General features: G+C 69.0%; 10 protein-coding genes. 4 read left to right on the top strand and 6 right to left on the bottom strand.

Going from position 1 to position 12,838, the window contains the following annotated elements:
• Positions 1-45 precede the first annotated feature (45 nt).
• The 3 genes from PJ985_RS05340 to PJ985_RS05330 all read left to right on the top strand — a co-directional run bounded on the left by PJ985_RS05340 (position 46) and on the right by PJ985_RS05330 (position 2,735).
• Entirely contained in the window at positions 46-765 is a 720-nt protein-coding gene (locus PJ985_RS05340) for a thioesterase II family protein (protein ID WP_271682359.1), read from the top strand.
• A gap of 273 nt (positions 766-1,038) precedes the next feature.
• Positions 1,039-1,977 (top strand): ATP-binding cassette domain-containing protein, encoded by a 939-nt coding sequence (locus PJ985_RS05335; RefSeq protein WP_271682358.1) that lies wholly within the window; start codon positions 1,039-1,041, stop codon positions 1,975-1,977.
• On the top strand, positions 1,974-2,735 hold the full coding sequence (locus tag PJ985_RS05330; RefSeq protein ID WP_271682357.1) for an ABC transporter permease: 762 nt from the start codon (positions 1,974-1,976) through the stop codon (positions 2,733-2,735). The genes PJ985_RS05335 and PJ985_RS05330 overlap by 4 nt, the downstream gene beginning before the upstream one ends.
• Here the strand turns inward: PJ985_RS05330 and PJ985_RS05325 are convergent.
• Complete coding sequence (locus tag PJ985_RS05325; protein WP_271682356.1) at positions 2,719-5,871, bottom strand: BTAD domain-containing putative transcriptional regulator; 3,153 nt, start codon at positions 5,869-5,871, stop codon at positions 2,719-2,721. The genes PJ985_RS05330 and PJ985_RS05325 overlap by 17 nt on opposite strands.
• A 972-nt stretch (positions 5,872-6,843) precedes the next feature.
• On the opposite strand from PJ985_RS05325, the gene PJ985_RS05320 reads away from it, so the two are divergent.
• Positions 6,844-7,770 carry a phytanoyl-CoA dioxygenase family protein gene (locus PJ985_RS05320; protein WP_271682355.1) on the top strand — a complete coding sequence of 309 codons (927 nt, stop codon included), beginning with the start codon at positions 6,844-6,846 and terminating at the stop codon, positions 7,768-7,770.
• An 81-nt stretch (positions 7,771-7,851) separates the two neighbouring features.
• Here the strand turns inward: PJ985_RS05320 and PJ985_RS05315 are convergent, their stop codons facing one another.
• The 5 genes from PJ985_RS05315 to PJ985_RS05295 all read right to left on the bottom strand — a co-directional run bounded on the left by PJ985_RS05315 (position 7,852) and on the right by PJ985_RS05295 (position 12,738).
• Positions 7,852-8,643, bottom strand: coding sequence for an ABC transporter permease (locus PJ985_RS05315; RefSeq protein WP_271682354.1), 792 nt, complete (start codon positions 8,641-8,643; stop codon positions 7,852-7,854).
• Positions 8,640-9,632, bottom strand: a complete 993-nt coding sequence (locus PJ985_RS05310) for an ATP-binding cassette domain-containing protein (RefSeq protein WP_271682353.1) — start codon at positions 9,630-9,632, stop codon at positions 8,640-8,642. The genes PJ985_RS05315 and PJ985_RS05310 overlap by 4 nt, the downstream gene beginning before the upstream one ends.
• Before the next feature lie 87 nt (positions 9,633-9,719).
• A complete protein-coding gene (locus PJ985_RS05305; protein ID WP_271682352.1) occupies positions 9,720-10,562 on the bottom strand; it encodes a DUF4097 family beta strand repeat-containing protein in 843 nt (280 codons plus the stop codon).
• An 81-nt stretch (positions 10,563-10,643) separates the two neighbouring features.
• Positions 10,644-11,159: a toxin-antitoxin system HicB family antitoxin gene (locus PJ985_RS05300; RefSeq protein WP_271682351.1), complete on the bottom strand. Its 516-nt coding sequence runs from the start codon at positions 11,157-11,159 to the stop codon at positions 10,644-10,646.
• 577 nt (positions 11,160-11,736) lie between these two features.
• Positions 11,737-12,738 carry a putative nonproteinogenic amino acid hydroxylase gene (locus PJ985_RS05295; protein ID WP_271682350.1) on the bottom strand — a complete coding sequence of 334 codons (1,002 nt, stop codon included), beginning with the start codon at positions 12,736-12,738 and terminating at the stop codon, positions 11,737-11,739.
• Between the last annotated feature and the right edge of the window lie 100 nt (positions 12,739-12,838).

The raw sequence follows: 12,838 nt of genomic DNA, 5'->3' as shown, positions 1-12,838 counted from the left end.
TTACCACAAGGATGATTGGGGTTGGTCGGGGTGAGAGAACCCGGCATGTCCGGTGAGGACCGGGACCGTACCGCGCTGCTGTGCGTGCCGTTCGCTGGGGCGGGAACTGCGTTCTTCCACCCGTGGCGGGCGCTGGCCGCCGACCGGTGGCGAGTGGTCCCGGTCGAGCTGCCCGGCAGGGAGCGGCGGATTCTGGAGACTCCGTACCGGAACGTCGTCGAAGCGGCCAAGAACTCGGTCGACGACATTGTCGCGGACCTCGGGGAAGGGACGCGGACCGTGCTGTTCGGGCACAGCCTGGGCGCGGTGCTCGCGTACGAGCTGGTACATCTGCTGAGCACGCGCGGTGTGCGCGTCGAGCGGCTGGTCGTCAGTGGTTCGCCGGGCCCGTGGACCCAGCGGGAGAAGCGGGCGACAGGGCTTCCGGATGAGGAGTTCCTCGCCCGGGTCGAGGAGTTCGCGGGGTTCCGGCACGAGGCTCTGGACCACCCGGAAATGCGTGATCTGATTCTCCCCGTGCTGCAGGCGGACTGCGAAATGCACGAGAACTACGTTCCGAGCACCGACGAACCGGTGTCGGTGCCGATCTGCTCGCTGCGGGGCAGCGCCGACGGCCTGGTCACCGCGGACCAGGCTCAGCAGTGGCGGGACGCGACCAGGAGCGACTTCAGCTATGTGGAGCTACCGGGCGATCACATGTACCTGGTCGACCGCGGCCGGGAGGTACTGGACGTGATCGAGAGGAGATCCTCCGGCGGTCGTTAGGGGCTGTCACCGCGCAGCGTCGCCGGGTTGTTCCGGCCGCTGTTTCGAGAAGGGCATCCGTCTCAGTGGCGGATGCCCTTCTCGCTCTGGCGCGGGCGGGTCCCCCGCGTTCGGCGCTGCCCCCTCGGCCTGAACCGGCTGGGGCGGTCACGCGCCGGCTGTGCGCACGCTCCGAGCAGGGACGGTGTGGTCCATCACGGAGCCGGCCGGCGCGTCAGGGGCGCGTCAGGGGCGTGACAGGTCGGTGTCAGATCTGGCAGGGACGGTAGCGGCATGAAAAGTCTGGCGATCGCAGTTTCCGGGCTGCGCAAGGCATACGGCGACAAAGTCGTGCTCGACGGCATTGACTTCGAAGTCGCCGCGGGATCGGTTTTCTCCATGCTCGGCCCGAACGGGGCGGGCAAGACCACCACGGTGAACGTCCTGGCGACGTTGCTGAAGGCTGACGCCGGGACGGTCCACGTCGCCGGGCACGACGTGGCCACCGCGACCAAGCAGGTGCGCGCGGCCATCGGTGTGACCGGTCAGTTCGCCGCGGTGGACGAGCTGCTGTCGGGCCGGGAGAACCTGCAGATGATGGCGGACCTGAAGCGCGTGGAGTCCGGTGAGCAGCTGGTCTCCCGCCTCCTTGAGCGGTTCGACCTGGCGGAGTCGGCGGACAAGATGGCGTCGGCCTACTCCGGCGGTATGCGTCGGAAGCTGGACCTGGCGATGACGCTGGTCGGCAACCCGAAGATCATCTTCCTGGACGAGCCGACGACGGGGCTCGACCCCCGCAGCCGGCGCGCGATGTGGGAGATCGTCCGCGAGTTGGTGGCCGACGGCACCACTGTCTTCCTCACCACCCAGTACCTCGAGGAAGCCGACCAGCTCGCCGACCGGATCGCGGTGCTCGACCAGGGCCGCCTCGTCGCCCAGGGCACTCCTGAGGAGCTCAAGCGCCAGGTTCCCGGTTCCCATGTCCGGCTCCGGTTCGCCGACCTCGACGACCTCGACACGGCGGCGCGGGTCCTGGCCGGGTCCACGCGCGACGACCAGGAGCTGACCCTGCGGGTGCCCAGCGACGGTGAGTCCAGTTCGTTGCGGGCCCTGCTCGACCGGCTCGACGAGAACATGCTCAATGCCCAGGAGTTCTCCGTGCACACTCCCGACCTCGACGACGTCTTCCTCGCCCTGACCGGAAACAAGAGCACGGAGGTGAGCGCGCAGTGAGCACTGTCTCGACGTCGCTGGGCGATTCGGCGATCATGCTGCGCCGCAACCTGAAGCACACCCTGCGGAACCCGACCACGGTGTTCAACGCGGTCCTGTTCCCCATAGTGATGATGTTCATGTTCGTCAAGGTGCTCGGCGGCGGGTTCGACGTCGGCGTGAACTACATCGACTACGCGACACCCGGTCTGCTCGTGATGGCCATCAAGTATGGACTCGGGGCCACCGCGACGGCCGTGAACGACGACATGACCAAGGGCATCATCAACCGGCTGAAGGTCATGGACGTCTCCCGAGGGGCCGTGCTGACCGGACATGTCGTCGTCACCATGCTGCGCTGCCTGGTGGCCTGCACGGCCATCATCGGGGTGGCCTTCGCGATGGGATTCCGCCCCGCCGCGAACGCCCTCGACTGGCTCGGCGTCATCGGTCTCGTCCTCCTGCTGAGCTTTGCGGTCAGCTGGCTCACCGTCGCCCTGGGGCTGGCCGCGAAGACCGTCGAGTCGGCCGGCATGGCCACCGTGCCGCTGATCATGCTGCCGTTCCTCAGCACCGCGTTCGTGCCCGCGGACACCATGGGAACCGGCGTGCGGCAGTTCGTGGAGTACCAGCCCTTCACCCCGATCATCGAGACGCTGCGGGGTCTCTTCGAGGGCAACCCGTCGAGCGGCGACGCCATCGTGGCTCTCGCCTGGTGCGTCGGGATCGCCGTCCTCGGCTACGTCTGGGCGGTCTCCACCTTCAAGAAGCGAGCGTGATCGCGGCCAGCTGAGACCAGTTGGCCCGCGTCCCCTCCCGAGCCGCCTCGGCGTACCCTCCCTCGCCGAGGCGGCGTCGCACGTTCCTCTCGATCCGGGCCGCGTCCGGGTGGGAGCGGTCCTGCAGCCCGCGCACACCCGCGCTCGCCGCGAGCAGCCGCGCGGCCTGCGCGTGCTCGTCGCGGCGCAGTGCCAGATCTGCTACACCGACGAGCACCTGCGCGATCAGCGGCGCGTGTCCCGCCTCCGACGCCGCTGCGCAGGCCGCCGCGCGGTGCTCCCGTGCTTCGCCGAGGTCGTCGACGAGGTAGCCGAGGAGGTCGTGTGACACCGCGCGAATGTGTGCCTGCTCCGCTTCGTGGCCCAGCAGGGCCGTCGCGACACCGAGTTGCTTGTGCGCCTCCTCGGCGTCGCCGCTCCACCGGGCGAGTTCCGCCTTCGACAGGGCCAGCACGGACAGCGCGCCCGGCCAGGTGACGCGCTGCGCGTACCGCTCTGCCTCGGTGATGGCGGCCGCACTGGCGTCCTTGTCGCCGAGGAGCCAATGCAGCTGCGCCTGCCGTGACCGCATGTGAATGACGTCCTCGGTGGCCCCGGCCTCGGTGACGACCGCGATCGCCTGATCGTAGTACCGGCACGCGTCGGCGAAGCGGCCGCGCACGGCTATCCGGTCCGCCAGCTCGGTCAGGGCGAACGAAATCCCGAACCGCTCGCCGATCACCCGGAACTCGGCGAGCGCCGTCTCCAGGTACGCGTCCGCGTCCCTGCCGTCCTGTCCGGCACTGCCGAGGACGATGCGCATCTTGCCCAGTTGCAGCCGGGCCAGCGCGCGCGCCCAGGGATCCTCGTCCTCCAGCAGTGGTTCGAACGCGGGCAGGAACGCGTCAGGCGCCTGCAGCATGCGTTCCAGCGGGGCCACGAACCCGATCAGCGGGTGGCTGCACCGGCTGCGCCGGCTGGACCGGTACGCCTTGTGGATCCACTCAGCGGCCAGGTGCTCGTCGCCCGGACCCGAGTTCAAGAACAGCACGATGAGGGCGTACACCGTCGCCCGGATCTCCTCGGTCACCTCCCCGGGCTTCCTGGCGGCTGCGGTGATCAGCTCCATGCCCTCGGCCCGGTGTCCGCTGAGCCACCAGTACCAGCCGCTCCCCGCCGCGAGCCGCATCGCCGCCTGCGCCTTGCCGTCCGCGAGCGCGCCGCGCATCGCGGAACTGATGTTGTCGTGCTCGGCCCCGAGCACGGCCAGCCACTCCAGCTGTTCGGCGCGGCGCAGGTGCGGCTCCGCGGTCTCGGTGAGTTCGGTGAAAAACGCCAGGTGCGCGCGGCGCGCCAATTCCGATTCCCCGGCCTCCGCGAGCCGGTACCCGGCGTACTCCCTGATCGTGCCGATCATGCGGTGGCGCGGTGCCCTGTCCCCCTCGGCGAGCAGCAGCGACTTCTCGGTGAGCGAGGTGAGCAGCTCGAGTACCTGCTCCGGCTCGACCGTGCCGCCGGCACAGACCCGTTCCGCAGCTTCCAGGCTCGCCCCACCGGAGAACACCGAGAGCCTGCGCAGCACCGTCCGCTCGGCGGCCGAGAGCAGCTCCCAGCTCCAGTCGACGGCCGCGCGCAGTGTCCTGTGCCGTGGCAGCGCGGTCCGGCTGCCGCTGGTCAGCAGGTGGAACCGGTCGTCGAGCCGGTTGGCGAGCTGTTCGAGGGACATGGTGCGCAGCCTGGCCGCGGCCAGTTCGATCGCCAGCGGCACCCCGTCAAGCGCCCGGCAGACGCGGGCCGTCATCGTCAGCGTGTGGGCGTCTTCCGTGAGATCCCGGCGCACCGCCCTGGCCCTTTCCCGCAGCAACTGGACGGCGGGTGAGGACGCGATCTCGGACGGGTCCGCGTCCCCGTCCGGCACCGCCAGCGGCTCGACCAGCCACAGTGCCTCGCCGGTGATGCCGAGCGGTTCCCGGCTCGTCGCCAGGATCCGCAACCGCCGGCACTCCCCGAGTACCCGGTGGGCGAACACCGCCGCGGACTCGATCACGTGCTCGCAGTTGTCCAGGATCAGCAGTGCTTCCCGCTCACGTATCGCGGCGATGAGCCGGTCCGTCGGCTCCGCGTTCGGGGCCCCGCCGAGCAGGGCGTCCCGCAGGCCGAGGGCAGCGAGCGTGGACTGCGCCACGTCGCCGTCCGTGCCGATGGCGGCGAGCTCCACAACCCAGACCCCGTCCGGCAGGTCATCGAGCAGTGTGCGCCCGGTCTCCGTGGCCAGCCTGGTCTTCCCTGCGCCGGCCGACCCGATCACAGTGGTGAGCCGGTACTCGGCGACGAGGTCGCGGACCGCGGCCACGTCGGTGCCCCTGCCGACGAAGGTGGTCAGCTCGGCACGCAGGTTGGTCCTGCGGGGCTCCTCCCGACACCCCAGCTCCCCCCGCAGCAGCCCGACGTGCAACGCGGCCAGTTCCGGTGAGGGGTCGACGCCAAGTGAGTCGGCCAGAGCCTCCCTCGCCCGCTGGTACGCCTGCAGCGCCTCGTTGTTGCGTCCGGCCGCGACGAGGGCGCGCATCAGTGCGGCGACGAGCCGCTCCCGCACCGGGTGCACGGCCACCAGGTCGGTGAGCTCCGCAATCACCTCAGCACCGCGCCCGAGGGCGACTTCCGCGTCGACCCGCTCCTCGGTGGCGGTCAGGCGCAGCCGCTCGAGCCGGACCACCGCGGCGTCGAAGGCGGCGCTGTCCTGCAGACCGACGTCCTGCATGGCCGCACCGCGCCACAGTCCGAGGGCCTCACGCAGCAGCCGTACCCGACGGGGACTGTCCTCGTTGCGGGCCTGGCCCGCGATGACGAGGCGTTCGAACCGCACGACGTCGACGCAGTCGGGCTCCACCGTCAACCGATAGCCGTCCGTCTGCCCCTCGACCGAACCGTCCGGCAGCACCTTCCGCAGCCGGGAAACCAAGCGCTGCAGGGCGTTCGCGGAGTCGGAGGGCGGGTGCTCACCCCAGATCCAATCGACGAGCGACGCCTTCGGGACCACGTGACCCGGCTGCAGCGCGAGGGCGATCAACAGTCCGCGCAGCCGCGCGCCCGGCACGTCGACCAAGCTGCCGTCGCCTGCGTGAACCTCGAATGGACCCAGCATTCCGATCTGCACTCGCTGATACTGCCATGGGCCTTCGGCGGGCCTTCAACACTGCACAGTCTTTGCGAGTGGAAACTCTGATTGCTCCTCACGCGAGTGCCGAGCCGGCCCCACCGGCGATCAGCCGAGGTGACCGGCCAGGCCGGCTGAAGGGCGAACGTGACCGACTCGTCGGACGGCCCCCATTCCTTTCGCTGGCGTGCACGCACCGCGGGCGCCGGGTCGTGCGGCTCCGCGGCCCCGCGGCTCCGCAAGAGGGTGAGCTGCTCCGCTTCGCCGACGCTCCGCTCAGCGCCCGGCAGGGGTGGCCGGCGGCCTCGCGGTGTCTCGTCGGCGGGACAGGGCGGGTTGCCGTCGGACCGGCCCCCCGCCGGCCGGAAAGGGGAATGCGTGTTCGTTGTTGCGCTCCGCGCTCGCCTTTCACAATTACGGACTTCGCTGCTTCTGGGCAGGGGCGCCGGACGGCGTTGCGGCCTGCCTCGGGCACACCAGGGGCGATCACGACGGGGGATGTCCCCGGCGCTGCGGGGGCCTGTGGGAATGCTTGACGTGTGATGTCCCGGCGGAGAGCTTTCAGGCCCTTGGGACGTTGACACCCTCTTGCGCGGCGGACAGAGTATGGGACTGTCGGCGGACAGAAAACAGGACTGCTGGGAAACGGCGAGAAGGCACGGGGCGTGCTCCCACGACTGTCCCGGCGTGACCCGGACCGGCGGATCGTCATGGGGTGTGAGCCTCGATCTCTGTGCACGCAGACGAGCCACTGGAATCGTTTTCCACCGGTAGCAGAGCCGTTCGCAGGAACGCCCTGTCGGCCGACAGTGACTGCGCATCAGTTTTGGTGTCGCGTCGACACCCTGCTTCGCATCACCTCTACGTTTCCAGAGCTGTATTCCAGGAGCCGGCGTCGGGAGAGAGTGGCGGATCCACGTACTCGTTCCGCACGGCAAGCAGTATCTGGCACCCCTGAGAAGGAGCTGACGCATGAACAAACTCGGCGATAGCGTTCTGGAGAAGGCTGCGGCGGAATACGCCGAACAGGGCTTCTCCATCATCCGCAATGTCGTGCCACCAGAGATCCTGAGTGAGGCACGCGCTCACGTCGACTGGCTCACCAACAAGTATCCGGATCTGCGTCCTGAGCACTTCCACCACCCCCTTATCCGCAATGACGCGTTCTGGGCACGTCTGGTCTCGGACCCCCGCCTGGTGGACATCGCGGAGTTCTTCCTCGGCCCGGATGTGGCCTGCTTCACCGCCCACTACATATGCAAGCCCCCGTACGACGGACAACCCGTGCTGTGGCACCAGGACGGCGCGTACTGGTCGCTGAGTCCGATGGAGGCGCTGACGGTGTGGCTGGCCGTCGACGAGAGCACCACGGAGAACGGCTGCCTGCGGATGATTCCGGGCAGTCACACCCTGCCGCTGCACAAGCCGTCGATCCGCACGGACGAGCCGAACATGCTGTTCTCCGCCTCGGACGAGACGCTCGTGCGGGAGTGGGCGGAGAAGCGCGGCATTGTGGAGATCGAACTCCAGCCGGGCGATGTTTCGATCCACCATCCCCATCTGCTGCACTGCTCGGAGGCGAACACGTCCCCCAAGCGACGGTGCGGTCTCGACATCGGCTACATCTCGACGACCACGCGGATCCACAGTGAAGGGGTCTACCTCGACCCGCTGCTCGTACGGGGATCCGACGGCGATGGCCTGAACAGCTACCGCCCGTTCCCCGCCCACCAGGTGGGTGAGACGATCCCCTTCGCCGGCCAGGACGAGTGGAACGACAAGGTGGCCGCACTCAACGAGGCGCTGCCGGCGCGTTCGCGGGAGCTCTCCGAGGAGAGCCCGATCGAGACGACTCGGCACATGATCGACCGTCTGCGCGACGGCACGGTGAAGAGCTGACCGCTGCCGCACCGGTCGATGGCACGCCGCTCCTGTGCGGCGGGCCATCGACCGGCGGACATCATGCCGGATTCGGTCCCGTTATTTCGGGTCGCGGTTGAACAGCGACTTGGACCAGAGGTAGCCGAGCACGGTCAGTGCCACGCACCAGGCCACGGCCAGCCACCCGTTGTGGCCGATCTCGGTGCCCAGCAGGAGGCCGCGGAGGGTCTCGATGGCGGGCGTGAAGGGCTGGTACTCGGCGATCGGCTGGAACCAGCCCGGCATCGCGTCGACCGGGACGAAGGCGCTGGAGATGAGCGGCAGGACCATCAGCGGCATGGCGTTGTTGCTGGCTGCCTCGACGTTCGGGCTGGACAGGCCCATCCCGACCGCGATCCAGGTGAGCGCCAGGGAGACGAGTGTCAGCAGCCCGAGCGCCAGGACCCAATCCACGGCGGTGGCGTCGATGGATCGGAATCCGATGGCCACGGCCACAGCTGCGACGAGGAGCACGCTCAGCACGCACTGCAGCACGCTGCCGATGACGTGCCCGATGAGCACCGATCCGCGGTGGATCGCCATGGTGCGGAAGCGGGCGATGATGCCTTCGGTCATGTCTGTGGAGACGGACACCGCGCTGCCGATGGTGGTGCCGCCGATGGTGAGCATCAGGATGCCGGGGAGGATGTAGGCGAGGTATGCGGACCGGTCCGCGCCACCTTCACCGATGCCCGCGCTCATGGTGTCGCCGAAGATGTAGACGAACAGCAACAGCAACATGATCGGGGTGAGCAGCAGGTTCAGGGTGAGCGACGGATAGCGCCGCGCGTGCAGGAGGTTGCGGCGCAGCATCGTGGAGGCGTCGCGCGCGGCGAGGGAGAGGGAGCTCATCGGTCGGTCTCCTTGGGCTGGTGGGGGACGTGCCGGCTGCCGCCGCCGGTCAGGGCGAAGAACACGTCATCGAGGTCGGGTGTGTGCACGGTCAGTTCGTCCGCCTCGACGCCGGCCGAGTCCAGCCAATCGAGGAGCGAGCGCAGCTCGCGCTGGGTGCCGTCGCTGGGGATCTGCAGTGTCAGTGCCTCGTCGTCGCGGGTTACCTCGCGCAGCGCGAGGGCCGCGCTCTGGTAGGCGGCCGGGTCGGTGAAGCGGAGCCGGACGTGCCCGCCGGGGATCATCCGCTTCAGTTCCTCGGCGGTGCCCTGGGCGGCGATCTTGCCGTCGTGGAGCACGGCGATACGGTCGGCGAGCTCGTCCGCCTCCTCCAGGTACTGGGTGGTGAGGAAGACGGTGACGCCACCCATGACCAGCTCGCGGATGATCTGCCACATGTTGTGCCGGGAGCGTGGGTCGAGGCCGGTGGTCGGCTCGTCGAGGAAGATGATCCTCGGGTTGCCGACCAGCGTCATGGCGAGGTCGAGGCGGCGCTTCATGCCACCGGAGTAGGTGGAGGCGGCTTTCTTCGCGGCGTCCGTGAGGTCGAAGCGCTCCAGCAGTTCGGTGGCGACGCGGCGGCCTTCCTCCTTGGACAGGTGGTGCAGGTCCGCCATGAGGAGCATGTTCTCCTCGCCCGTGATCAGGTTGTCGACGGCGGAGAACTGCCCGGTGACGCCGATCGCGGCACGCACGGCCTGCGGGTCGGTGGCGAGATCGTGGCTTGCGATCCGGGCCTGCCCGCTGTCGGCGTGGATGAGGGTGGAGAGGATCTTCACGACGGTGGTCTTACCGGAGCCGTTGGGTCCGAGCAGGGCGAACACGGACCCGGCCGGGATGGTGAAGTCGATGCCGTCGAGGACGGTCTGCTCGCCGTAGGACTTGCAGAGACCTACGGCGGAGACGGCGGCCGGTGACGCGTGGCCGTCTCCGTGGGGGGATGTGGGCATGACAGAAGAAGGCATAGGGCCCTCCCGTTCGAAGGCTGAAGTGGCTGGGGGAGTTGAGCGAGCGAGGTGAGGCGGGGTCTTCCGGGGTCAGGCCTTGGCCCGGCGGATGTCGATGTTGCCCCAGTTGGTCCGCGCGCGGACCCTGACGGAGTCCTCGGCCTGCTCCGGGGCTTCGGACTCGGCCAGCGTGTTGCGTACCTGCCCGCGGTTGGAGCGGACGTCGAGCCAGGCGGCGGTGCCTTCGCGGACACCGACTTCGATGGAGCCGTTTGACGTCTCCAACTGCACGTTGCCGGATACGACTTCGGCGACGCGAAGATGGCCGTTGGTGGTGGTGCCGGTGACCGACGCCTCGGCGCGCGCGATGTCGATACCACCGTTGGCGCCGCTCACCCGCAGCTCGCCGGTCACGGCGCCGACGGTCGTGGTGCCGTGCGAGTTCTTCAGGACGGCGGGGCCGTCGACGAGGCCGACGCGCACGTTGCCGGTACTGCTGGTGATCTCGGCCATGCCCTCGACCCGGTCAACGCTGCTCAAGCCGTGCGACGCCGTCAGCTGCAGCGGGCCGGTGGTGTCGAGGCGGACATCGCCGGATGACGTCTTGACGCGGACTTCGCCGAGCCGGCCCTCGCCGAGCACCTGGGCCCCGTCGCCGGTCACATCGATGCGCGAGCCCGCGGGCAGTTCGACCGTTACGTCGACGGAGCCCCCGCGCCCGAGCAGATTGGCCTTGGGTGTGGTGACGGTCAGGACGCCGCTCGCGTAGGTGACCTCGGTCTGGTCGGCTGTCCGTACGTCCAGGTCCTTCTTCGGGTCGCGGGGCCGCACCTCGACTGCGGTGTCGAGGCGGTCGTCCGCGGTGAACCGGATGGAACCGTCGTACACGTAAGCGGTGACCGAGATCGGTTCGGTGGTGTCGAAAGTAGGCATGGCTGTCCCGTCCTCTTGGGTCTTCAGGACGTCCCGCTGCTGGGACGTGGTGTGGGTGGGGTGGTGCGGCCGGGGGCGCGGTCAGCGCACCCAGCCCGAAAAGCTCTGTCCCATGGTCCGGGTCTTCTCCGTCGTGCGCGGCCGGGTACTGCTGTCGACCGAGGCGGACACGGTGCGCACCAGCCATGCGTTGACCGACAGGCCTTCACGGGCCGCGGCCTCCTCGGCGCGGGCCTTGAGGTGGGCCGGCAGCCGCAGGTTGACGCGGGCGGTGCCGCCCTCTTCACCGTCGGCCGGGCTGAGGGGCCTGACCGGTGCGACAGGTTCGGTCGGCTCGGTGGTGGCACCGCTGGTGGGAGGCGGCGTCACCACGAAGTCCGGGTCGAGTCCGCGCAGCCGTACGTCCACCGAGCCGGGGGCGAGCTCGCGGGTGACCTCGTCCATCGCGGCGGAGAGCACGTTGAGCATGGTCATCCGGGTCGCCGACTCGAGGGGAGCGGTGAGCCTCGCGGCCAGCTCACGGGCTTCGTCGCCGCCGGCTGCGGCGGCCACCGCGAGTTCGCGGTGGAGGGCGTCGACATACGGCGTCAGGTCCATAAAGCCATTATGGCACCAGTGTGGCGCCATGCGCAATGGCGCATGGCGCTGTGCGTGTCGCGAAGAAAAGCGACGGCTCTGACCTGGGAGAACCGCGACGGAGTGGCCTGAGTGAGGGTGGCGCGGGCGGGTCGGCACGCTGATGGCAAGGGAGGGCTTGGCGCCGGGTGGCACCGGTTGGCGCGACCCGGCGCCATGTCAGGGCGCGGCGGCGCATGGTGCTCAGCGCCTGGTTCGCGAGACGGGAGAGCGCGCCGGACGGGGTGCGGCCTTCCCGCCGGGCGCGCATCCTGGGCGGCCCGCGCATCGCCGAGGCGGGTGTTCCACCGAGGCTGCACGTGGCAGCGGGGCGGAGCCCCGCGAACCTGAAGCCCTGCGCGTCCAGGACCCCGGAGTGAAAGAGGCGGCGGTGTTCGGGGCGGAGCGGGCCGCCGGCGCGACGGAGCCGCACGCGGCGCTGACGGGAACCGTCGTCCGGCCACGAGCCGCGACGAGGGCTGCCGGCCGAACTCGCCGCCCTACCGGGTGCCGATGCGCCGGTGCGTGAGGGGTGGGCCCCCGCACCCGGCCGTGACCCTCACCAGTGGAATGCCTCCCCGTCGCTCCGCTTCTCGATGCAGTACGTGCGGAAGGCCTGGGCCTTCGCGACCATCTCGGCATTCCCGGTACGCCGCACGGCCTCTATGTACCAGTCGAACGCCGCAGTGGCATGCGCGCGCCGCTCGAAGTGCAGCTCAGCGAAGCGACGGAATTCCGGCCGCATGGTCGCTGGGGTCAAGTTCCTGCCGGACTCGATGAGTTCTTCGATTTCCGCGTCGGTCGGCTCGGGCCGTTCCATGATGCGGATCGGCTCGGCCGCGGGAATGTCGTCGCGGATGGCAATGGGCTCCTCGGCGCCCGCGAAATCCAGACAAAGGGAGAGCCGGGCCGTCCCGGAGGTACTGCGTGCAGAATGGGGGTCAGTCGTGTGAATCTTCCACACCTCACCGCGCCGGATGTGATAGACGGTGTCGTTCTCGGAATGGAGGGATTCTTCACTGGTACGCAGCGGAATCTGCAACCTGGTCCCCGGCTCGGCCCATTCGAGAAAGTCCACGTGCGGGGAGATGATTCCGTCACGGAGGCTGAAGATGCGCACCCACTGCAGCCGGTCCAGAGGGAAATGACTGGTGACGAGGGACATGATGCCCTGCAGTTGCTTGCCCAGTCCGGTGAGGGCCAGACTCCCGACGTGGGGGCGGAAGGCGGTGTCGGAATCGGCGCCGCTGCCGTTGGCCAGCACATGGGACGACCACGACCCGAAGGTGAAGGTGTCATATTCGCCGCCGTACTCGTGGCGGTCCACGATGGACAACTCGGAGTCCAGGTCGTACGAGTCGATGGGCAGCACCGCAAGCCGCTGTGACTTAAGCAAGGAAACCACCTTCAATGCATGTTTGTTTGGCGTACCCGGAAGCCGCTGGGCGATTCTCCCGGTGGTCAACCTAACTTTTCGGTGATGTGATGGCAATGGCGTGGTTGTGCACGGGGCCGTGTGCACACATTGCGGATTATGGCCAGGGCGTGCAGCCGTCCGCATTGAGCATCGCCGATCCTCGGGTGAGGACGGGGGATACCGGTGGTGGCGTGCACCGGTCCGGTGATCCGGATCGGGCCGGCCCGCTCCCCGGCCGCGGTCA

The organism is Streptomyces sp. ACA25, from assembly GCF_028200735.1.
Lineage (GTDB): Bacteria > Actinomycetota > Actinomycetes > Streptomycetales > Streptomycetaceae > Streptomyces.
Note: the sequence above shows the minus strand (reverse complement) of the source record. Positions and strands in the feature narration are given on the sequence as shown.